This is a genomic window from Bacteriovorax sp. PP10 (genome assembly GCF_035013165.1).
Classification (GTDB): Bacteria; Bdellovibrionota; Bacteriovoracia; order Bacteriovoracales; family Bacteriovoracaceae; genus Bacteriovorax; species Bacteriovorax antarcticus.
This window is the reverse complement of the sequence record NZ_JAYGJQ010000002.1, coordinates 220,766-240,880: the sequence shown is the minus strand read 5'-3', so window position 1 is coordinate 240,880 and position 20,115 is coordinate 220,766. Positions and strand designations below refer to the sequence as shown.

The window sequence follows — 20,115 nt, the reverse complement described above, 5'->3', positions numbered from 1 at the left end:
ATTAGCAGGACGGGCGTTAAAATACCATAGAAGCGGTCTTAAAATCTTTTTCTTCGAAGTGAAACTGAAAGCAAAAATAATGAAAGAGCATTCTAGGAAGTGATTTGTATTCCAGCTTGAGGGATCCAAGTTCCGAATACTTTGTGTGCGCTATGTGGCCAACAAGCTCCCATAACTCGCGTCCCGACTGAACCGAGTAGGATTTGTTTTGGTTTACGCATGGTGGGCAGGCAAATCCTCCTTCCTCCGGAATCAAATACATATCATTGAACCCCTGAAGCTCTATTCCGCAAAGCGTGCAATGCTCTCTTTCAGGGAAAACTCCCAAATGAAGCAGAGTCTTTGTCAGGAAAACGACAGAATGCGAGTGACTGTAAAATGATTTTTCTTTAAGTGAGCGCTCCAGATGCACAAGAGCATTACTAAGCGAGGTGAATAGTCCTACCATCTCAGTATTTTCTTCGTGAACGTCGTGAAGATTTTCAGTTGGCGCAATTTTGTTAATCACTTCAAGAAAGAAGCACATTAAATAAAAAGCGCTGTGATTGTTTCTGATCATGTCGTGATGCCAGACCATATTCCATTCTTTAGCGTGGTAAATTTCAGTGTTGGTTTTAGCTTGAGAAAGTTCAACCGAAAGCATGAATCCTAATTCAATGATTGAGGACTTTTGTTTTTTCCCACCGCCACGTCCACCGTAGAAGACGACAGAAATCTTTCTTCCAGTGCGAAGAAGCAGATGAGCGATGATGTGCCGTTCATCGTAGGGAATTTTGGATAGGACGATGCCTTCTACTTTGGTTTGCATTTATGCTGCTTTTAACCTTTTCGATATTAACTCTGCTAAAGCTTCTCTTATTAATTTTTGATAGTCAGTTTTTTCTTTGTTTGCAATCGTTTTTAGACTTTCCAACATTGATTCAGGAACCCTAAGTGTAATAGTCTTATTTTTAGGTTCAAACTCAAATAGATCACTAAACGTCATCCACTTTCCACCAAAATCAACATCTGAAAAATCTTGATCAAGAGGATCATCTCCACTCAAATCAAGGGGCCTTAATTTTTTTTTTGCCACAACTTTTTTTGCTACTTTCGTAGCTTTTTTCTTAGTTGTTGTTTTCTTCATAAAGTCTCCTCACTTCTTTCGCATGCACATATCGGGCAGAAATAATTCTAATTTTCAATATTCCTGAATTGGCCCTGAAGGTAAATGCAATAAATAAGTCACGATCTCTGTATTTACCAAAAGCAATAAAACGAGATTCTATAAAACTATGCTTATGATCATTTAGAATTTTAAAATAGTAATTTATAAAAAAATCTTCAATCATCGCAGTCGATATTTTTCGGATCCCATTCAAAACTTGAAATCTTCATATTCAACTTACCCTTAATGAATAAAAATGTAAATACAACATGTATTTACATTTCGATCCCTAAAAAATCTCCTAACAATATCTTTGCCTTATGCTTAATTCTATCCTTCGAAGTCGTATGAAACGAATCAGTCGTATAAACCTGATACTCACTTCCTTGCCTCCCACCACGCCCAATCATCTGCAACCAAAAGTCATAATTCTTCACTTCATAATCAATAAAAACTTTCCTGATCTCCGGAAGATTCACTCCATGACTAAGTGTCGTCGTCGAAAAAATACAATCAATCTTCCCTTCACTCACTTTCACTGCTTCTAAAAAGTTTTCAACTTCTCCACCAACACACCCAACAGCTTTAAACCCAAGCCTGCGTGCCCGATCAACAAACTCATCCACCTGACTTCGATAAGCACAAAAATATAAAAAGATTTCAGAATCCTTTTTCTGACGAATCTCTCTCCAGAATGCTTTTTGAATGTAATGAGGTTTGAGTCCTTTAAAACTAAGCATGCGCTCAGGAGTGCGATGCAACTGATGATTGCCATAATCCAGATGAATCCAAAAATCCTGATAATAACTTAAGTCTTTTTTCATCTTCGTCATTACGTCTTCGGCCATCGTCGCGGTGATCGCAAGAATAGGAAAATAGAAATTTAATATAGCTAAAAAACGTTCGTGTAAGACGGGGCGAAATTCTTCGCCCCAATGATAAAAGAGATGGAACTCATCAATTACAAAAAGAACTTTCTGCTCTTGATTACACAATTCTTCAATAAACTCTTCACTTAACAGCTCTGCTGTCGTGACGAGAAAGCTCTTCCTGGCAGCCATAAACTTCTCCAGACACTGATCCAGAGCAAGTTCACCACCAGCTAGAAAAACATTCTTCTCTTCATTTTTTTGCAAATTTGCAAAAACCTCATTAGCGAGGGCCCGAAGCGGAGAAAGGTAAATGATTTTGAAATCGGACTCACGATAGAACTCCACCACCATTCTGGTTTTTCCAGAAGCAACGGGAGCTGTGAGTAAGGTAAAACATGAGGGGTAAAATAAATCAGGGATAAGTTTCATGAAAAAGTATTATTCAATACAATCCCATGTCTCTTATCCCCAAATATGGAAGATTACGACGTGACTCTTCTCTTCAAAAATTAATCTTTATACTTCTCTTTCATTTCTTTCATGCGATTATGCATAATCTCGCGAAATTCTTTATTCTTTTTCTTTAAGACATTTTCTTTGAAATCATCTCTAAAAGCTTCGTCTTCTTTATCAAAAGCTTTATGTTTGTCTTTAATTTGTGACTTCAGCTCCTTATTGGCCTTCTTATCTCCAGGCTTCATCTGCTTCCATAAAAGAGTCATCTCTTTATTGTGAGCAAGTTTTCGGTCATACATTTCATTAATATGTTTTACATGGACTTCACGCATCTGCTGGATGTGGGTTTCTCTCATTTTTGCGCTCTCATCAGCGAACTTGTTCATTTCCTCAATCGTCTGTGCGTCGTTTTTTGGCGTCTCAGCAAAGGCCTGTGTCCCGAATATAAAAGACAGTGTAAGTACTGCATTTCTCGTTAAACTTAGTAAATTGCCCATATTAGAACCTCCATTTTTTGTCCTGTTGCTAGTTATACGCAACGATTTACCAAAAGTTTCACGAAACTTTTCCCCCAGACGCGCGTATTATGAGTGTATGGAAAACGCGCGAGTCATGAAGACGGCACCTACTGACAATGAACTAATGCAAATGTTTGCCGATCAAGATGATCAGGCCGCTTTCGAGCGCCTATATTTTAAGTACAAAGAGGCCCTAATTCGCTTCAGTTATGGTTATACATTTAACCAATTTAAGGCCGAAGAAATTGTTCACGACACGTTTTTAAAAGTTCATCGTTATAAAAATAAATACGATCCACAAAAAACTTTTAGAACCTGGCTTTGGACAATTTGTAAAAATACTAACCTCGATGCTTTGGATAAAAATCCCAACAGACGAGATGAGAACTTTGATGATTTAGAAACGGAAATTGAAGCGGTTGATGAAAATGTTTTAGATAAGTTAGTTAAAGAATCAACCAAAGAGCATATTGCTGAAGTGATTAAGAAATTGCCGCTGTCTCAAAGAGAAGCGCTGCTGTTATGGATGAATGATGATTTAAACTTTGAAGAGATGGGAAGCATCCTGCAAAAATCTCCTCAGGCCGTAAAGAACCTGGTACATAGAGCGAAAATTGGATTAAAAGCAAAATTAGGAGACTCACTATGAGTGGATTAAAAAAATCGTTAGTAGAAAAATTAGATGTAACACCATCTTCTGATTTTGATTCACGTTTTTTTGAAAAGCTTGAAAAAGAAAAGAAGCGCCCGCGTGTTTTTGCCAGCTGGCTGACATGGGCGATTAGTGGTTGTGCCACGGCTTCTGTGCTCTTCATTGCCATTAATAGCTACCGTGTTCCTGCTCCTACCTTCAACCACAAAGAATATGTGGAGTCGGCATTGGAAATTCAGTCAACTATGACTGACGATATTACCGGCGACGGAACTGTTGACTTGACTAGCTCTTCTTACGATGAGATCTAGTCCTCATGAACTCACTTATCCTTAAAAATTCAGATGGAATCATCACTGATTCCAAAATCATTGCCCATATGTTTGAGACCCTAAAAGCAAACCCAGGTGATGTTTTTAAATGCACTATTTTAGATCAAGGCCTGTGCCTTGGTACAATTGAGTCGCTGACAAAATCTGAATGCAAATTAAAGCTTTCTGAAATATCACCAGCTCAACCTCAATGGTTTAATTTAGTCGTTGGGATCTCTCGCCCACAAACAACAAAAAAAGTTTTGGAGCACGCAACCACTTTTGGTGCTAAGAAAATTCATTTTTTTAAAGCGGCACTTTCTGAAAAAAGTTATTTAGATTCGAAAGTTTTTGAGAGTGCTGAGTGTGAAGAGCATTTGCTTGCAGGTCTTTCACAAGCGGCCATTTATGGGTCACTTCCCATCGTTAAAACTGACAAATATAACCCAGCAGATAGCTATGCTGATATCCCTCAGAAGTTCATTCTAGACCTAAATGCTACCGAGAATTTTCTGGACCTAAGTTCTAGTATCAACTTTGATACCCCTGTGACTTTAGCTATCGGCCCTGAGCGCGGCTTTATTTCTGAGGATATAGCTCGTTTCCATGCGGCAGGCTTCAAGAGTGTCAAGATTTCGTCTAGCATTCTTCGAGTGGAACATGCTATATATTCGGCGGTATCTCAGTTAGAATTGATTAGAGGAAGATATTAATATGCTAAGAAAATTAGAAGCTTTATTTGATGAACAAGTTCGCCCGGCACTAGCTGCTCACGGTGGAAATGTTGAGATCGTCGATATTGATAACAACCAGGTTTTTCTTCGCCTTCAAGGTGGATGTCAGGGTTGTTCAAGCTCGAACGCTACACTTAAAGAAGGGATTCAAACTCTGATTAAACAAAACTTTCCAGAGATTACTGACGTGATTGATTTAACAGATCATGAAACGGGAGAAAACCCTTACATGTAGTCGTGGGCCTTTTGGTAAACGCCAATCGTTTTAAGCGCGCACTTTTTCCAGCTCCATTCATTTTGAAATTCAGCTAGATCAACTTTTTTCAAATTCCCTTTTTCCATAATCATACTTACGTTAAAAGCAATTTCTGCGGGATCCGCAGGATTGCTTTGATAGCAGTATCCACGGCCTATTTCATTAAGTGAACTGGTGTTGCTGGTGATGATATTCGTATTTTTTGCCAAGGCCTCTAAAACGGGAATCCCGAAGCCCTCGTACCAGCTGACAAACATCAGGCAGCTTGTCTCTTTCATGGCGTATTCTTTTTCATCATCACTTAAGTAACCTGTGACATGAATATCAGTTTTATATTTTGATGTTGAAATATAATCCATAATTTCCTGAGCATTAAATCCAGCTCTTCCAGAAAGAATAAATAACAGGTTAGGATTTTTTTCTTTTAAAATTTCAAATGCTTTAATTTGATTAATGAGATTTTTTCTTTCTTCAATATTACCGATGAAAAATAAAAATGGTCTCCCCTTCGTAATCGTTTTAATCAAATTAGGTTTTGATTCATCAATCACTGACTGATAAAAATCATTGCCGTGATAAACAACATCAATCTTCGATTCAGTCTTAGGAAAGTATTTAATAATTTCTGCTTTAGTAAACTCAGAAATAGCAATGATTCTCTGAACATCACTATTGAGTGCTTTCGTCATAATTTCAATTCGCCCTTGAGCAAATTTAGGATCTATCCATTTACCAACAAAAGGCTGCATATCGTGAATTGTGACAACTCTCGCTCCTCTCGATATAGTATTTAGTTTGTGATCCGTCCCGTGATAAACAGTGTCTTTACCAAATAAAAAAGGTGGAAGAGATTTCACTTTTTCATGAATATGCCCTTCGACAATGCTCGCTTTTGACAAACGACTCCACTTTAAAACAGGAGAAACATCAGACCCGAGTTCATTTTTTACATTTAAAAATAAATTTTTATTATAAACCCCAATTCCTGAGACCTGAGTATTTGTCAAAGGGGAGCAGTCTAAATATACTTTCAAGGTAGAATCCATTCTTATTGTGAGTAAAATTTGATAAAATTAACAGTGGCCATCATAACGTACAACGAAGAAAACAACATTGGTCGTTGCATTAGCTCTGTTCTTCCGATTGCTGATGAGATTCTCGTGGTCGACTCTTTTTCTACTGATAAAACTGAGGCCATCGCGACTTCGATGGGTGCTCGTTTTGTCAAAAACCCATTTGCGGGTCATATCGAGCAAAAAAACTACGCTTTAAAATTGTCGACTCATGATTATGTTCTTTCTCTGGATGCAGACGAGGCCCTTTCACCTGAGTTATTAGAACAAATCAAGTTAGTAAAAAATAACATTCAGTATAACGGTTACAGATTCAACCGCCTGACTAACTATAATGGCCACTGGGTTCGTCACTCTGGATGGTACCCTGATACAAAACTCCGTTTAGTAAAAAAAGATAAGGCCCTATGGGGTGGTGAAAACCCTCACGATATTTTACAGATGATTAATTCTGAAAAAGTTGGATTTTTAAAAGGCGATCTCCTGCACTATAGTTATGCTTCTATTTCTGCTCACGTTGAACAGACCGATAAGTTTACAACGATTGCAGCTCGCGCTGCTTTTAAGCAAGGCAAGCGCTCAAGCGTCTTTAAAATTGTCACTCGTCCGATGTTTAAATTTCTACGTGACTACTTTTTTAAAAGAGGTTTTCTGGATGGACGCAATGGCTTCGTCATTTGCTGTATCAATTCACTCTACGCTCTTTTAAAATACGCAAAACTTCACGCACTTCAAACTGGTAAAGAAATATGAAAATAGTTTTCTCTCATAATGGTGTTCTTCCGGTTTTAGGTTATGGTGGAATTGAGCGCATTTTATTCTGGCATATGGTGGAGCTTGCTCGCATGGGCCATCAAGTGGTTTTAATCGGCCACCCGGATTCAAAAGTTAAAGACTATGGAATCGAACTTATCCCAATGAAAGGAACTAACCTGGAATGGACAGAACAAGTCCCTGCAGACGCTGACATTATTCATTTAAGTTACAACTATAGATTCCCGGGAAAAATTCCAACGATTGTGACCATTCATGGAAATGGGCAAATCGGTGAAGTCTTCGATAAAAATTCAGTGTTCGTTTCTAAACGTCATGCTGAAATTCATGGCTCTGATCAGTTTATTCACAATGCCATTGATTTATCTGAATACCCTTATCATCCAAAAACAAAACGCGAATGGAAAAACTTTCTTTTCTTAGCGAAAGCTTCATGGCGTGTAAAAAATTTAAAAGATTCAGTTAGAGCTGCCAGAAAAAATAAAAAGCATCTTCATGTGGCCGGTGGCCGCTGGTGGGGATTGTCTCGTTATGTTCATAATCACGGTATTGTTGGTGGTGATGATAAGATGAGTATTATTCGTTCATGTGACTTCATGGTCTTTCCTGTTCGCTGGGAAGAGCCATTTGGGATCGCAGTGATTGAGGCCATGTCTCAAGGTCTGCCAGTGATTGGCTCTCCCTATGGAAGTCTTCCTGAATTAATTACTAAAGACGTAGGCTTCATTGCAAAAAATCATGACGAGTTAGAGTCTCTCGTTGCTGCTGACCATTCAAACACTTTTAACCCTGATGTTATTCGTAAGTATGTCGAAGATAATTTCAATGTTCGAAAACACGCTGAAAAGTATTTAGAGCTTTATAAAAAAGTGATTAATGGTGAAAGCTTAAACTCAACTAATCCTACTTATAAACTTCCTCAAAGAGCAGAAGACTTACTACCTTTTTAAGACCCTTGGTGCTAATTCCTACGTATTGAGTCGCTTATAAAATAAGTGAGAAAAAACCTTAACTACATTCTTCAACCTCTATTACAATAGGCCATGGCACTCAAAGAACACATTGATAATACCTTTAGAATTGACCCCGGACCAACTCCCATTTTTAAAATGGCGCTCTCATCACTTTCGATGACTGTTCCTTTAATTATTGGATATTTTAATAATCATTTATTCATTTCCATGATCGGCGCCTTAGTAGGTCTTCTTATTTATCTCAATGATCATTTTGGAAGTTTTGCTGTCAGAATAAAACACCTGATTGCCGCTTTCCTATTCTTAACTCTTGCCTTTGCCGTTGGAGCTTATTGCGCCGGAAACAATGTCGTTATTATCATCGTCCTTTTTATTCTTAGTTTTTTAGTTGGAAAATCTAAAGACTATGGAGTTGAGTTGGAAAAAATAATGCTCTTTGTAGCATTGCAATTTCTAACAGGTTCTTCGTCTCAAATTTACAAGACGGAGCTTCTTCCTTTATTGGGTTATGTCTCAATAGCTTTTTTAAACTATCTTTTCTGGGTCACATTTATTTTCGTCATTGTTAAACATCCGGTTTCTCCAATGATTAGCAAACGTGAAACGATTAAAAAAATTATGTCACAAAACAAGACGCTTAAATTTCCTTTAGTGTGTGCCATTTTTGCATGCCTGGGGTATTTTGCGGCCACATTTTACGATGTCTCTCATCCTTACTGGATTATTGGGACTTACTTGATTGTGATCTTACCTGACAGCTACCAAAGTATTTATAAAAGCGGTCAACGCTTATGTGGAACAATCATCGGCGTTGTACTGGCGTCTATCATTCTCACTTACATTCATGACCCTCGAATTATTATGGCCCTTATCTTCTTCTTCTCATTTTTTATGCCAGACGGGATTGCAAAAAACTACTGGGTTGGAAATGTGTATATTGCGGCCTTAATTATGCTTTTTTTAGAATTTGGTATTCCCAATTCGACAGTGGCAGAACACTTAGGCTTCTGGAGAATTGTGGATATTGGAATTGGGTCATTACTAGGAGTGATTGCCGCTCTTTGGATTAGGCCAGAACTTATTAGAGATGTGATTAGGCCTTTAAGAAAAAGACCGTAGTAAAAACTCACTACGGTCTTTGAATCAATTTAAATTAGTTTGCCATTAAAATAGAGTTTAGATTTCCTACACAGTCTACTTTCTTTTGTTTCTTTAAGAAAAATTCCGGGCAATCAACTCCCCCGATAGTCTTCCTCTCACCATTCATACAATTAGCATTCATGAAGAATTGTTTCCACGCCGGAGATGTAGTTTTGTAACTCTTACCAATATAAGAATATTGGTACACAGTCATCTTTTCTGGACTTAATTCTGAAACAGGAATTCCACTTAGCTCAGAAAATCTTGCTTCAAAAGCATTGAAAAAGTTTTTTCCGTATTGTTCATATCTAGCAGCACTCAACCACGTAGGCGGAGTATTCCCGTGCAATAGACCAACTTTTGAATTCGTATGACCTGTTAATACGTTATCCTGATCCCAAATTTTAGCGATGTTGCTAAATTTTGTCTGATTAGCGAAATCGGTAAGGATATATGAATCCCCCAAGTCTCTTAGAACAATTTTTCCTGTTGGCTTCATGTTCTTATCAAGCTCAATTAAAAAGTTTTGTGAGTGAGGAGAATCATACCACGTACCTGTAAAAGCGAAGAACTCAGCAAGAGCTCCTGCCAATGGTTGGTTATAATGTTTATCCCAGAAGTCAGCTACGTTAGTTGCCCCGTTAAGTTTAGCAATACGTGCCCCTTCATATTCATGAAGAGCTGAAAATCCTGGAAGATAATAATGCCCGTCTTTTGGTACATCATTTAATGATCTCATAATCATACCGTGATCTAGCTCTTTAATACCAAAAGCAAGTGGCTCATTCATAATTACTAAATTCTTAGTTTCCATACTTGACGTTGCTTCAGTCATCCACTTATCCAGTGTTCTGATTTGTTTAGCATCATCCCAAGTTTGTTTTTTATCAGTCCAGTTACCACCCGTTTTATTCGTTGAAACTTTTAATGAAAAAGAAGCTCCGTTTTCAGGGTTTACTAAAATCATTGATCTTGATGCTGTTAAATAAGCATCAAAAAATTTATGAGGAGTTGCATCGACACCATTTTTTTCCAGGAAAGCTTTAACTTCAAGATACCATTGTGTATCTTCCGGATTGATCATCCATCTTACATATTTCTCTCCATTTTTTTCAAAAACCAGAGAGTCTACAATTGAGGATTCAAGAGTTTGATCAATATCTTTTTCCAGTAAACGCATAGGAATTTCAAAGTGGCTAAGAGCAATCACTTCGTTTGATCTATTCGCAACGGCATTGGCCTTGGTTTCCCACGTTACCAACTGCTTAGCATTTTTTGAAATTTGGTAATCGGCCGCAACGTTTCTATGAGGTGATGTCTGACATGCCATCACAGAAACTAAAACTAGTGACAATAATGAAGTTGTTATTTTTGACATATTTAAATCCTTTTATACTTATTTAAAAAAACATCTTTTTGCTTTGATACTCTTAAATTTTTGAAATAGATCTTCACTATTTTCTGATCTTTTTTTCAAAACATCATTAAACGCATCTTCTATAGTTTTTTTCTCACGTTTAACCCCAAAGCTTGTTGATGTATCGATTTGATCATCTAAAACTTTTTTCGTTTCTTTTAAAAGTGCCGTCATTCTTTTTACTTCTTCATCAGAAGTATCTGTAGTAACAAACTTCCAAAGCTTATGAGAATTCCCATTGTTAAAAAGGTTCGTTCCCCTAGAGTCTGTAGAAAGCTCCTTAATGGCCATTGCAAATTCTTTATGTGTCGCACTTCCATTTTCTGCTAGGCCTAAAAATAAGGCCAATGACTTTTCTTCATCTCTAGTAATAAACGATGCCGAAACTTTTGAATAATCCCCAAATCCTAATCTTTTTGCTCTCGATTTAATAAATGTATTTAAATCTTTGGGATTATTTGGAATAACCTCTGCAAGTAGCTTTGCACTTCCAGCATTCTTAATATTTTCAACTGTAAATTTAAAACCATTTTTTGTTAGACTGTCACTTACGCAATCAGCACATGTAATGATCACTGATTTTCCATATCTGTTGGCCAGATAAATAATATTATTCACGGCCTCTACAACATCTTCTTTCTTAATATCAGCATCAGACTTATCTAATAAAATCTGAAGCCTCTTTCTAAGTGTTGCATCTTCACCAGTTGCTGGAATTTTAGTTAATACTTCAGCGAATTCTTTTTGAGTCAGAGTCTTCCCTGCACCAAAAGAACTAATCGAAGTCGCCACATAGCTTTCAACCTGCTTGGCATCCACACCTTTGATTCCATTTTTTGTCAGAAGCTCGGTTAATCCAGAGCTACTAATCATGTAATCAACCAGTTTAACCGCACCTGCCGCATACACAGAGCTAGTTATCAGAAATAAGCTACAACACAGAAGTAGATACTTTTTCATTTTTCCCCTCATTCACTTAGTCAGTTCACGAGATCATTTCGGAGTTTTAGATTTTTTATAAACTACTTATATACAATTGAAGATAAATTCTTCTTTATCTTCATAAGCTCTGGATAATTCGAAATATCCGAATAAAACGATCGGGCATTTTTATTAAAACTTTACCTTTTATAGTCGATAAGTTTTTATCTTGGAGAAGTCGTGAAATTTAAATTAATAACAATACTTTACTTACTTTCGTGCCCGGCTTTTTCGGCGAGCGAAAGTGATCAAGCGACAAACTTATTTAATCAATCCCAAACTCCAAAAGAATTAGAAAAATACCAAACATCAGCTGACAGTTTGTATATCGCACCACCTCCCACACTAGATGTTGAAACTGTACCTTTAATTAGTGTTGTGATTGAAAAAAAATCTTACGACTGTCATCTTGATTCTTTATCAAAAATCTATATCTGCCCCAATGGTAAATCGCCTTTGTTATTAAAATATAATAGTTATGGTGGATTCACGGCGCTAAAAAATGATAAAAACCAACAAGCAGAACTAGTCAATGTAACCTCAGCTAAGGCAGGAGAAATCACACTCTTTGATAACTCCGCTTATCAGATAGATTTTGGTTCTTTCAATAAGCCTAATGACCTAAGTACTGATGTTACAAAACAACTTTTTGCGATAGATGGTTTTTTAGAAATAATGAAAAATCCTTTAGTTAAATCTGTGCCAAGGAAAATTGGCTCAAAAGAATATGAAACGATTGTTAAATCCTACCTTGATAAAAAAGCATCACTCGAAAAGATCAGAAAAACTATCTTTAGAGAAAATAATTTCCAAGTAAAACTTGAGAATGGAAAAACGATTAATTGTAAAAGAGGAACAAGACGAGATTTAACAAAAGAAGAAGATGAATGGCAAAAATCCAATGATCAGGAACTTCAATGTAGCGCATTTACATGTGAAAAAATGCACATTGATGGAAAAGATTATGATGCCTCACTGCTTTATGAATCAATACCTGGAGCATTTGCTTATCCTTCAGTTCATATTACTGATGCTAATGGCCTCGGTCCTAAAGTTAACGTTAGATCTATACGTTCACCGAATTCAAAAAAGCCATTAGTGGATTACTCTCATTTATTGGATAACCCTATGCCTTCATATGGGATGCCTTACCCAGGAATGCAATCAATACCTGCCCCATTTCCAGAATCGCTTTCAAATAAAAATTATTCTAGATATAAAGATCCCAACTTTGATGCTTCTCTTCAATATAGTAAAAATATGTGCGGCAAAAATAATCTTGCCGTTCAAAAGATCGAAAAAGATAAAGAGAATGTTTTAAATGAAATCGCCAACACTGAGCTCGTACAATTTATTACTGTTCTGAGTGATGGAAGCCTCATTGGTCACTATGTTGATCTCAACGAAGCAGTAAAAAAAGGATGCATGTACAGTGATGTGTATTTAAATCCTGGTGCAGCCGAGCATCTCGCTGCTGTTAAAAAAAATCTTTATCCAGACAAACATGTCGATACAACAATCTCACTAGAGCGCGCTACAGAGCTCTTCAACAAGGCCCGCACGATGAAAGACATTGCATGGGATTATAAGCAAGATGGCTGTTATGCCCGTGCTCATCTTATGGCAAGACGTTTTGAGGCCGAAGGTGTTCGTGTTGATAAAGTATGGATCAAAGGAGATCTCTTCGTTCCAGAAACAAATATCTCATGGAACTTTCACGTTGCTCCTATCGTCTACGTTAAAGATAAAAATGGTGTTCCTCAAAAAATGGTTATTGATCCTTCGTTATTCGATAAACCAGTCACAGTCGAAGAATGGGATCACAAGATGACTAAAAGAACGGTCAAGGGTTCTGTCGTGACAGCATTTCCTTTTCCTGAAAATGCTGCTTTAGTAGAAAGAGCTGCTCTCGCTTTTTCAAGTTCTGATCCTTACCTTCCAGGTAACAGTATCAACATGAGCGAAGAAGATAAAATGAAAATGGCAGATGAGACAATGAAAAACTATAGAGGCGATAACAAACCTACTCCCGGGAAATAATAAGATGAAAAATATAATTTTAATAATGTCGTTGTTTACTTCATTTACAGCAATGGCAGAGCAAAAAGAAGAAAGAGTTATAGAACTTAAAAACCATGTAAATAAGATGACCCTTCAAGGTAACAAACAATACCGCCTGGAGCTTCGTGAATCAGCGGCCGCTTATTATGCAGATGAAAAATTTGCTCCGTGCCTGCAAAAATCTATCGCAGAAAATAAAACGGCCACTTTAAAAGTGGCCGCGTATTCTTTAAATATACTTGAATGCAAAAATTAGCGATTCATTGAAACAGATTTACGAATCAATTCGATTTTCGGGAAGTCCAGTTCAACCACTCCGACTTTCACACCTTCTTCAAGGTCCATTATGATATCTCCCCAAGGATCAATCACAAGAGAGTGCCCATAAGTCTGGATCTTCTCATTATGGTGTCCCCATTGGGCCGCTGCAATCACGTAACACTGATTTTCAATCGCACGCGCACGAAGTAATGTATGCCAGTGAGCTTTCCCTGTAGGCACTGTAAAGGCCGCAGGATAAGTTAAAATGTTAGCGCCATTCATTCTGTAATGAAGACCTAATTCAGAAAATCTCATATCAAAACAAATACCCAATCCAATTTTCACTGAATTGACTTCAACCATTTTGTATTCTGATCCAGCTGTGTAGTTGGCCGCTTCTGAAATTTTCTTATCTGGTAAGTCACAAGCAAACAAATTGATTTTATCGTAGTGACCTAAGTCTTTACCATTTTTATCAAAGTTATAAGCGCGGTTTACAACTTTACCATTCAATAGAGTCGCAGCTGATCCACCAATCTGGGCCATGCCAAAATCCGTTGATAGCTTTTGAATTTCTTTGTAATGCTCATTCCCCTCTTCTACAAGATAAGGAGTTGGCGTCACACCGTTACTCATTGAATAGAAAACTTCCGGCATGAAAAAAGCTTCTGCCCCAAGAGATTTCGCTTCAGTTAACTGCGAGCGGATCACTTCAAGGTTTGCTTTATAATCAAGAACAGATGTTAGTTGTAGTACTGCTATTTTCATTTAATGAATTTCCCGATTGCGTAGTATTTGAATCCTTCCGCTTGAACTTTTTTAGTGTCGTACAGGTTTCTTCCATCGAAAAGAACTGGTGCTTTAAGACGTTTTTTAATTTCTGCAAAATCTGGAGTTGTGAACTCTCTCCACTCAGTTACAGTAATTAAAGCGTCAGCTCCATTAAGAGCGTCGTATTTCGTTTCGAAAGCTTTAATTTTGCCTTCGCATTCTTTAAACTCGCCCATCATTTGCAGGTAGTTTTCAGTCGCTACTGGATCGAAGATATTAATCGTTGCTCCTGCACCAATTAACTTTCTTGCCATTGCGATTGCTGGCGTTTCACGAACGTCATCCGTGTTAGCTTTGAAAGCTACACCCCAGAATGCAAACACTTTACCTTTAAGATCTTTTCCATAGTGTTTTTCAACTTTAGAAAATACATATGATTTTTGTTCATCGTTAACTTCTTCAACAGCGTTAACAATTTTTAAATCCATTCCGTGGTCTTCTGCTGTAGCGATAAGAGCTTTAACATCTTTCGGGAAACATGATCCACCATAACCCGGACCTGGGTATAAAAAGTGTCCACCGATTCTCTTGTCAGATGAAATTCCTTTTCTCACTTCTTCGATATCAGCGTTTGTTAAATCACAAAGACGCGCGATCTCGTTGATGAAAGAAATTTTTGTAGCTAAGAAGCAGTTCGCTGCATACTTACTCATTTCAGCTGAAAGGTTACTCATTCCGTAGATTGGGTTTCCTTGACGTACAAGAGGAGCGTAAAGCTCTTCCATAACTTTCATCGCCATATCATCCTGGTGACCGATAATAACTCTATCTGGTCTCATGAAGTCCTCTACCGCCGATCCTTCTTTTAAGAATTCAGGGTTATTCACAAGGTGAAATTTCTTAGTCGTGTTTTCAGAAATCAGTTTTCTGATTTCAACAGACGTTCCCACTGGAACAGTTGACTTGATAACGATGATGGCATCGTCACTGATATTTTGTGCAACTTGGATAGCTGCTGCACGAAGATACTTAAGATCTGCTCTTCCATCGTCAGCCGAAGGAGTTCCAACTGCTAAGAAAATAGATTTTGCACCAGCAACTGATTCATACCCTGTTGAGAAGTGAAGTCTTTCTGCTTTAATATTTCTTTCTAATAACTCAGTTAATCCTGGTTCATAGATTGGTGACTTATGTGCTTTAAGCATGTCGATCTTTTTAGGATCGATATCAATACATGTAACATCGTGTCCGATTTCAGCGAAACATGTCCCGCTTACTAATCCAACATACCCTGTACCAATAACTGAAACTTTCATATAATTCCTCTATTAAAATTAGTGCTTTTTCCCCACTACAATAGCATTAGGAGCGTCATTATGCTAAATTTTTTGCATGCTTAAAACCTTCTTAAAATTCAGCTTTGCTCTAGTCTTATGCTACTGGCTTTTTAAGAACGGCAAACTCGATTTCAGTCTCCTGTCTCAAGCATTTCATTTAGGGTATTTATGGATCTGGGGAGTAATACTCTTGGTCAGTCGGTTACTCTTCTGCCCGCTACGCTTCAAAATACTTCTCGATACTAAATCAAAAACGCCCGTTCCCTATCTAAAAGTTTTTGCTTTTGATGCAATCGGCAACCTTTTTTCAGTGATCCTTCCAGGTGCGGCCGCAGGCGATGTTGTCAGGTTTTTCTATTATAAAAATGTGAGTTCAGAAGTGACTTCAGGCATGATTGCGGCCTTTCTCACGATCGACCGCCTGATTGGATTAATGGGTCTTATGGGACTTGCGATTGCCGTAACAGCATTCAACTACACCAGCTTCATTCAGTTAAGCCCACAGCTTGTTTCACTCTTCATAATAAACGCTGCTGTTTTTATTTTTCTGTGTATCTTTATGTTTTTTATTTTCTCAAAATGGTTTCCAAAAAAGAAAATCGAATCCATCCTCGCGAAGTGTCTTCACAGATGGCCGAAGGCCCTTGTTATCTTAACTGATATTTTAAATATCGAATTAGGCTTCAGTAATTTCATAAAGTGCTTTATCTTAAGTGTCTTAAACCAAACTTTTGTGGTCGCTGGATTCTGGCTTCTCATTTCACCTTTCATCCCGGAATCAACATCTTTTTTAAAAGTCTTTACGATCTTGCCAATAGGATTTATCGGTTCATCCCTTCCCATTGCTCCAGCAGGTCTTGGTGTTGGCCACGTTTTATTTGATAACCTTTTCAGGTTAATCCAAATTGATAACGGTGCTTCGCTTTTTAATATTTTTTTCGTGGTGAATATTTTTGTGTGTTTGTTAGGATTAATTCCCTATCTTATCGTGCGAGCAGAGTCGCACGATAAGTAGAAAATATTTTTAGCTTTGTTGTTTAGCGGCCTGAACAGTTGTCAAAATCGCTTCCTGGATCTGATCTCTCATTCCCGTTACAGCGCTTGAGCTATAAGGAACCATAATCGTATTTGAGTGAGCATTTTTACTCATGGCCTCAAGAGCGTCATAGTGTTGAGTAATAAGAAGGATCGTTAAAACCTCTTCATTATTAATCCCTGATTGCTTTAAATCTTCAATAGAAGCCTTTAGACCAGCTGCAATTTCTCTTCTCTGGTTGGCCATCCCCATACCTTGTAAACGCTTACTTTCAGCATGAGCTTCAGCTTGCATAACAATTCCGATTTTCTCGGCCTCAGCTTTTGACATCGCTGCATCTCTTAATCTCTCAGCAGCATTGATCTCGTTCATTGAAGCTTTAACTTTTTCATCAGGATCAATATCCGTGATAAGCGTTTTAATAATCGTAAAACCAAAATCATCCATCGACTCTTCAAGAGATTCTTTAACTGCAAGAGCAACTGTATCTTTGTTAACGAATACTTCATCAAGAGTTAGTTTTGGAATTTCAGATCTTACAACGTCAAAGATGTAACTTTCAATCTGAGCGATAGGATCTGATAAACGGTAGTAAGAATCATGAACTTTATCTCTGATAATCTGATACTGAACCGAAACTTTCGTTCTCACAAAAACGTTATCTTTCGTTTTAGTTTCAACTTCAATATCTTGTTGCATGATTTTTAAATTTCTTCTCACGACGATACGGTCAATGAAAGGAAGCTTAAAATTTAAACCTTCATGAGCTGTTGCATGGTATCTCCCCAAGCGCTCAATCAGTGCCGCAGTCTGCGACTTAACAATGTAAACTGAATCAAATAAAAGAAATCCGATGACAATCAGAATGAATATCGCAAATGGTTCCATAAATCTCCCGACAGGTGTCTATTTAAGTTTTTTTATTCAACTGCATGTCCATCATCTTGGCATATTTCAAGAGGACATAAAGTGAATTTATAAAACAGATAATAAACCCATAGTGGCCATCAAGGAAGCCTTTACGCAATATATAGTCTTTGAAGAATTGATACGGTGGACGAGTGACAATCTTTAATAGTGTCGCGCGCTTACCTTTAGAAAATAGCGAATGGGCCTCAATCGTCGAAAATTTATTTGTCTGTAAGACATGTGCAGAAATTGAATCGTATGAATAATGCAGCAAGTCTCCACGCACAAATCCAACTGTCCCTTTCACTACTAAAGCGTCGTGTGGGTTATTCCCTACCCAATGGGCCAGCTCTTTTTTCACGATACGAAGTTTTGTATCCGGGTACCATCCACAATGACGAACCCAGAATCCATTATATTGAGTCAGGCGGTTAAACTCGTAACCGTCCATTGTGAAATTGCTTTTAAGTTTTAAAATTTCAGCTTGAAGAGTTGAGTCCAATTCTTCATCAGCATCCAGAGATAAAACATGATCGAAGCTCGCAAGCTTCAAAGCAAAGTTTTTTTGTTCTACATAACCCAGGAACTTCTGCTCAACAAAACGCACTCCATAGCTTTCGCAAATAGCACGTGTCTTATCAGTTGAAAGAGAATCAACAACAAGGATTTCATCAGCGACTGAAAGAAGTGATTCAATACAACGAGCGATTTTCTTTTCTTCGTTTAATGTAATGATAACAGCAGAGAGTTTAATCATGTCTAAAACCAATTTTTCTACTCGATACCTGCATAATAAATCTAAAATCGTCACTCCACGCTTGTGCGTGTTTAGATTTCATTTTTAAATTTGGCTGAGCTCTTTTTAGAAAATAATCCAGAATACTTGGATTAGTAATAACCATATTTTTTTGCAGGGATTTTGGAACTTCTGAAGTCGATTTAAACCATGAAACTTTTTTAGCTGCGATAGTTTTTACTAATTCAGGAGAATATTTTTCAGAGTTACCAACAATGGCAACTTCGTCCACTACTGGCAATTCCCAAATGTCGTTCATTCTTAAAATGCGATCCTTCATAACTAAAGGATGCGTCCCAAAGAAATAAAGAGATTTATGTTTCTTAGAATTCTTAGCGTCTTTTTTTAATTTCTCTTCCACTAAATGATCTGCATGGTGAAACGAGCTTTGAAATCTCATCTTCTCCGCATATGCTTTTTGCTCTCTTACGTGACCGTAATGAAAAATGCGTGCTTCAGTAAAAAAGACTTTCTTTTGATTTTTAAAACTCTGACCATCACCCCATGACTCAATCGGTGAATCAAGTTTGATCAGACGGATTTCATGCGGGTACCAGTTTTTTGAAATCGCGACATCGTGATGTGTGTGCCAGAAATGTAGATAGCGAAATGAAATCGCATCATATCCATTGGCCTCACAATACTCTAAGTCCTTCTTCAAAACTTTATAATCATCTTCATGCAAAACTTCATCGGCCTGAAGATACAATCCCCATGCGTGTTTAAGCTCAGCAGGAGTCAAACTCTGCTTTAAAAAATCCAGGGCCTTATTTGTTTCAACGGAAATAACTTTCCCATCCTTGAGAGACTTATCCCAAGTAGTGTTAATCGTTTTACAAAATGGCATCTTGGCGAATTCTGCGTTGGTGTCGTCTTCACTATCACCTAAAGCAAAATAGACGTTCTCTGTGATGGGTTCCAACGACAGCACACTCTCCTTATAAGGAAAGTCATACTTTACGCCGTTTTTTAAAACACCGAATCCGTAGAGACTAACTGAATTTGAAAATTTTTGTGGCATCGACGTGTCCGTAACGAATCCACTTTGTCTTGAAAGACTCAATCTTCAGAAGAAATTTCAATTCTTCACCTGGGTTTTTAAGCTTTCTGACTTTTTTACATTCTTTCTTCAAAATCCCGCGAACGTCTTTTGGAATTACACAAAGACCTTGCATCAGGTAGTTTTGATTTTCATAAGTCAGAACGCGCCCAACGAAAATATCATCTTTAATGATTGATGGAAGCGACTCTCCTTTCGGAAGAGTAATTTTTTTATCGTGAAGCATATCGTACAGAGTATCGAATCCTCTGAAGTTTTTACCGACATACTCAAATAGAGAATAGTTAACACCAGAAAGAGACTTCGCCAGGAAATCATCAACTGGATTATTGATTAGGTAGTCACTGATAACAGTACGAGTCCCACGCATTGAAATGAACTGTAGTACGTACCACTCGTTAAATGAGTTCATGCGTGCTTCAAAATCATCATCGTCGTCGTTGGCTTGACCAGTAATTGTGAAATACTCTTTCTTAGCCTCAAGCAGGGTTTCGTAATGAACTCCTTGCGTGTAGATATCAAGTGCTTTTAGAAAATGTTCTTTTAAGAGAGGGTGCATATAATCCTTTATGTGACCTT

Annotated in this window: 24 protein-coding genes; 10 read left to right on the top strand and 14 right to left on the bottom strand. The window is 37.6% G+C overall.

The window, feature by feature from the left end; genetic code table 11:
* Window positions 1-16 precede the first annotated feature (16 nt).
* The 5 genes from recO to SHI21_RS11155 all read right to left on the bottom strand — a co-directional run bounded on the left by recO (window position 17) and on the right by SHI21_RS11155 (window position 2,972).
* On the bottom strand, window positions 17-808 hold the full coding sequence (gene recO / locus SHI21_RS11170) for a DNA repair protein RecO (RefSeq protein WP_323576666.1): 792 nt from the start codon (window positions 806-808) through the stop codon (window positions 17-19).
* Window positions 809-1,126 carry a CopG family antitoxin gene (locus tag SHI21_RS11165; RefSeq protein WP_323576665.1) on the bottom strand — a complete coding sequence of 106 codons (318 nt, stop codon included), beginning with the start codon at window positions 1,124-1,126 and terminating at the stop codon, window positions 809-811.
* On the bottom strand, window positions 1,107-1,361 hold the full coding sequence (locus SHI21_RS20685) for a BrnT family toxin (protein ID WP_410198819.1): 255 nt from the start codon (window positions 1,359-1,361) through the stop codon (window positions 1,107-1,109). The genes SHI21_RS11165 and SHI21_RS20685 overlap by 20 nt, the downstream gene beginning before the upstream one ends.
* Window positions 1,362-1,422: 61 nt before the next feature.
* Window positions 1,423-2,448 (bottom strand): DEAD/DEAH box helicase, encoded by a 1,026-nt coding sequence (locus tag SHI21_RS11160; RefSeq protein ID WP_323576664.1) that lies wholly within the window; start codon window positions 2,446-2,448, stop codon window positions 1,423-1,425.
* Window positions 2,449-2,528: 80 nt separating this feature from the next.
* Entirely contained in the window at window positions 2,529-2,972 is a 444-nt protein-coding gene (locus tag SHI21_RS11155; protein WP_323576663.1) for a hypothetical protein, read from the bottom strand.
* Between the two features lie 97 nt (window positions 2,973-3,069).
* Here SHI21_RS11155 and SHI21_RS11150 point away from each other — a divergent pair, with 97 nt between their 5' ends.
* The 4 genes from SHI21_RS11150 to SHI21_RS11135 are packed head-to-tail and all read left to right on the top strand — an operon-like array spanning window position 3,070 to window position 4,925.
* Window positions 3,070-3,642, top strand: a complete 573-nt coding sequence (locus SHI21_RS11150) for an RNA polymerase sigma factor (protein ID WP_323576662.1) — start codon at window positions 3,070-3,072, stop codon at window positions 3,640-3,642.
* Window positions 3,639-3,956 (top strand): hypothetical protein, encoded by a 318-nt coding sequence (locus SHI21_RS11145; RefSeq protein ID WP_323576661.1) that lies wholly within the window; start codon window positions 3,639-3,641, stop codon window positions 3,954-3,956. The genes SHI21_RS11150 and SHI21_RS11145 overlap by 4 nt, the downstream gene beginning before the upstream one ends.
* 5 nt (window positions 3,957-3,961) lie before the next feature.
* The gene (locus SHI21_RS11140; RefSeq protein WP_323576660.1) at window positions 3,962-4,669 is read left to right on the top strand and encodes an RsmE family RNA methyltransferase; all 708 of its coding nucleotides are present in this window, start codon (window positions 3,962-3,964) and stop codon (window positions 4,667-4,669) included.
* A gap of 1 nt (window position 4,670) precedes the next feature.
* Window positions 4,671-4,925 (top strand): NifU family protein, encoded by a 255-nt coding sequence (locus SHI21_RS11135; protein ID WP_323576659.1) that lies wholly within the window; start codon window positions 4,671-4,673, stop codon window positions 4,923-4,925.
* Here SHI21_RS11135 and SHI21_RS11130 read toward each other — a convergent pair.
* A complete protein-coding gene (locus tag SHI21_RS11130) occupies window positions 4,916-5,953 on the bottom strand; it encodes a glycosyltransferase family 4 protein (protein ID WP_323576658.1) in 1,038 nt (345 codons plus the stop codon). The two genes, SHI21_RS11135 and SHI21_RS11130, sit on opposite strands and share 10 nt — an antisense overlap.
* 57 nt (window positions 5,954-6,010) lie before the next feature.
* Between SHI21_RS11130 and SHI21_RS11125 the strand changes: the two genes are divergently transcribed.
* From SHI21_RS11125 to SHI21_RS11115, 3 genes are all read left to right on the top strand, one after another.
* Window positions 6,011-6,772 carry a glycosyltransferase family 2 protein gene (locus SHI21_RS11125; RefSeq protein ID WP_323576657.1) on the top strand — a complete coding sequence of 254 codons (762 nt, stop codon included), beginning with the start codon at window positions 6,011-6,013 and terminating at the stop codon, window positions 6,770-6,772.
* Window positions 6,769-7,743, top strand: coding sequence for a glycosyltransferase (locus SHI21_RS11120; RefSeq protein ID WP_323576656.1), 975 nt, complete (start codon window positions 6,769-6,771; stop codon window positions 7,741-7,743). Before SHI21_RS11125 ends, SHI21_RS11120 begins: the two co-directional genes overlap by 4 nt.
* Window positions 7,744-7,836: 93 nt before the next feature.
* On the top strand, window positions 7,837-8,886 hold the full coding sequence (locus tag SHI21_RS11115; RefSeq protein WP_323576655.1) for an FUSC family protein: 1,050 nt from the start codon (window positions 7,837-7,839) through the stop codon (window positions 8,884-8,886).
* Between the two features lie 34 nt (window positions 8,887-8,920).
* Here the strand turns inward: SHI21_RS11115 and SHI21_RS11110 are convergent, their stop codons facing one another.
* Both SHI21_RS11110 and SHI21_RS11105 read right to left on the bottom strand, forming a co-directional pair.
* A complete protein-coding gene (locus tag SHI21_RS11110) occupies window positions 8,921-10,285 on the bottom strand; it encodes a hypothetical protein (protein ID WP_323576654.1) in 1,365 nt (454 codons plus the stop codon).
* Window positions 10,286-10,303: 18 nt separating this feature from the next.
* Window positions 10,304-11,284 (bottom strand): hypothetical protein, encoded by a 981-nt coding sequence (locus tag SHI21_RS11105; protein ID WP_323576653.1) that lies wholly within the window; start codon window positions 11,282-11,284, stop codon window positions 10,304-10,306.
* 201 nt (window positions 11,285-11,485) lie between these two features.
* On the opposite strand from SHI21_RS11105, the gene SHI21_RS11100 reads away from it, so the two are divergent.
* Together SHI21_RS11100 and SHI21_RS11095 are read left to right on the top strand one after the other, a co-directional pair.
* Window positions 11,486-13,345 (top strand): protein-glutamine glutaminase family protein, encoded by a 1,860-nt coding sequence (locus tag SHI21_RS11100; protein ID WP_323576652.1) that lies wholly within the window; start codon window positions 11,486-11,488, stop codon window positions 13,343-13,345.
* Window positions 13,346-13,349: 4 nt separating this feature from the next.
* Window positions 13,350-13,622: a hypothetical protein gene (locus SHI21_RS11095; RefSeq protein ID WP_323576651.1), complete on the top strand. Its 273-nt coding sequence runs from the start codon at window positions 13,350-13,352 to the stop codon at window positions 13,620-13,622.
* Here SHI21_RS11095 and SHI21_RS11090 read toward each other — a convergent pair.
* Together SHI21_RS11090 and SHI21_RS11085 are read right to left on the bottom strand one after the other, a co-directional pair.
* A complete protein-coding gene (locus SHI21_RS11090) occupies window positions 13,619-14,395 on the bottom strand; it encodes a nitrilase-related carbon-nitrogen hydrolase (RefSeq protein ID WP_323576650.1) in 777 nt (258 codons plus the stop codon). The genes SHI21_RS11095 and SHI21_RS11090 overlap by 4 nt on opposite strands.
* Entirely contained in the window at window positions 14,392-15,714 is a 1,323-nt protein-coding gene (locus SHI21_RS11085) for a UDP-glucose dehydrogenase family protein (protein WP_323576649.1), read from the bottom strand. The genes SHI21_RS11090 and SHI21_RS11085 overlap by 4 nt, the downstream gene beginning before the upstream one ends.
* Before the next feature lie 76 nt (window positions 15,715-15,790).
* Here SHI21_RS11085 and SHI21_RS11080 point away from each other — a divergent pair, with 76 nt between their 5' ends.
* A complete protein-coding gene (locus tag SHI21_RS11080) occupies window positions 15,791-16,750 on the top strand; it encodes a lysylphosphatidylglycerol synthase transmembrane domain-containing protein (RefSeq protein WP_323576647.1) in 960 nt (319 codons plus the stop codon).
* A 9-nt stretch (window positions 16,751-16,759) separates the two neighbouring features.
* Here the strand turns inward: SHI21_RS11080 and SHI21_RS11075 are convergent, their stop codons facing one another.
* Genes SHI21_RS11075 through SHI21_RS11060 form a run of 4 tightly spaced genes read right to left on the bottom strand, consistent with a single transcriptional unit; the run spans window position 16,760 to window position 20,095 of the window.
* Window positions 16,760-17,659: an SPFH domain-containing protein gene (locus SHI21_RS11075; RefSeq protein WP_323576646.1), complete on the bottom strand. Its 900-nt coding sequence runs from the start codon at window positions 17,657-17,659 to the stop codon at window positions 16,760-16,762.
* 22 nt (window positions 17,660-17,681) lie between these two features.
* Window positions 17,682-18,437, bottom strand: coding sequence for a glycosyltransferase family 2 protein (locus SHI21_RS11070; RefSeq protein WP_323576644.1), 756 nt, complete (start codon window positions 18,435-18,437; stop codon window positions 17,682-17,684).
* Window positions 18,430-19,497 carry a hypothetical protein gene (locus tag SHI21_RS11065; RefSeq protein ID WP_323576642.1) on the bottom strand — a complete coding sequence of 356 codons (1,068 nt, stop codon included), beginning with the start codon at window positions 19,495-19,497 and terminating at the stop codon, window positions 18,430-18,432. Before SHI21_RS11065 ends, SHI21_RS11070 begins: the two co-directional genes overlap by 8 nt.
* Entirely contained in the window at window positions 19,469-20,095 is a 627-nt protein-coding gene (locus tag SHI21_RS11060) for a hypothetical protein (RefSeq protein WP_323576640.1), read from the bottom strand. Before SHI21_RS11060 ends, SHI21_RS11065 begins: the two co-directional genes overlap by 29 nt.
* Window positions 20,096-20,115 lie beyond the last annotated feature (20 nt).

Bases quoted from the DNA above. Each gene is read 5' to 3' on its own strand.
- recO (WP_323576666.1), bottom strand. From the start codon at position 808: ATGCAAACCAAAGTAGAAGGCATCGTCCTATCCAAAATTCCCTACGAT.
- SHI21_RS11165 (WP_323576665.1), bottom strand. From the start codon at position 1,126: ATGAAGAAAACAACAACTAAGAAAAAAGCTACGAAAGTAGCAAAAAAA.
- SHI21_RS11160 (WP_323576664.1), bottom strand. From the start codon at position 2,448: ATGAAACTTATCCCTGATTTATTTTACCCCTCATGTTTTACCTTACTC.
- SHI21_RS11155 (WP_323576663.1), bottom strand. From the start codon at position 2,972: ATGGGCAATTTACTAAGTTTAACGAGAAATGCAGTACTTACACTGTCT.
- SHI21_RS11150 (WP_323576662.1), top strand. From the start codon at position 3,070: ATGGAAAACGCGCGAGTCATGAAGACGGCACCTACTGACAATGAACTA.
- SHI21_RS11145 (WP_323576661.1), top strand. From the start codon at position 3,639: ATGAGTGGATTAAAAAAATCGTTAGTAGAAAAATTAGATGTAACACCA.
- SHI21_RS11140 (WP_323576660.1), top strand. From the start codon at position 3,962: ATGAACTCACTTATCCTTAAAAATTCAGATGGAATCATCACTGATTCC.
- SHI21_RS11135 (WP_323576659.1), top strand. From the start codon at position 4,671: ATGCTAAGAAAATTAGAAGCTTTATTTGATGAACAAGTTCGCCCGGCA.
- SHI21_RS11120 (WP_323576656.1), top strand. From the start codon at position 6,769: ATGAAAATAGTTTTCTCTCATAATGGTGTTCTTCCGGTTTTAGGTTAT.
- SHI21_RS11115 (WP_323576655.1), top strand. From the start codon at position 7,837: ATGGCACTCAAAGAACACATTGATAATACCTTTAGAATTGACCCCGGA.
- SHI21_RS11110 (WP_323576654.1), bottom strand. From the start codon at position 10,285: ATGTCAAAAATAACAACTTCATTATTGTCACTAGTTTTAGTTTCTGTG.
- SHI21_RS11105 (WP_323576653.1), bottom strand. From the start codon at position 11,284: ATGAAAAAGTATCTACTTCTGTGTTGTAGCTTATTTCTGATAACTAGC.
- SHI21_RS11095 (WP_323576651.1), top strand. From the start codon at position 13,350: ATGAAAAATATAATTTTAATAATGTCGTTGTTTACTTCATTTACAGCA.
- SHI21_RS11090 (WP_323576650.1), bottom strand. From the start codon at position 14,395: ATGAAAATAGCAGTACTACAACTAACATCTGTTCTTGATTATAAAGCA.
- SHI21_RS11085 (WP_323576649.1), bottom strand. From the start codon at position 15,714: ATGAAAGTTTCAGTTATTGGTACAGGGTATGTTGGATTAGTAAGCGGG.
- SHI21_RS11080 (WP_323576647.1), top strand. From the start codon at position 15,791: ATGCTTAAAACCTTCTTAAAATTCAGCTTTGCTCTAGTCTTATGCTAC.
- SHI21_RS11075 (WP_323576646.1), bottom strand. From the start codon at position 17,659: ATGGAACCATTTGCGATATTCATTCTGATTGTCATCGGATTTCTTTTA.
- SHI21_RS11070 (WP_323576644.1), bottom strand. From the start codon at position 18,437: ATGATTAAACTCTCTGCTGTTATCATTACATTAAACGAAGAAAAGAAA.
- SHI21_RS11065 (WP_323576642.1), bottom strand. From the start codon at position 19,497: ATGCCACAAAAATTTTCAAATTCAGTTAGTCTCTACGGATTCGGTGTT.
- SHI21_RS11060 (WP_323576640.1), bottom strand. From the start codon at position 20,095: ATGCACCCTCTCTTAAAAGAACATTTTCTAAAAGCACTTGATATCTAC.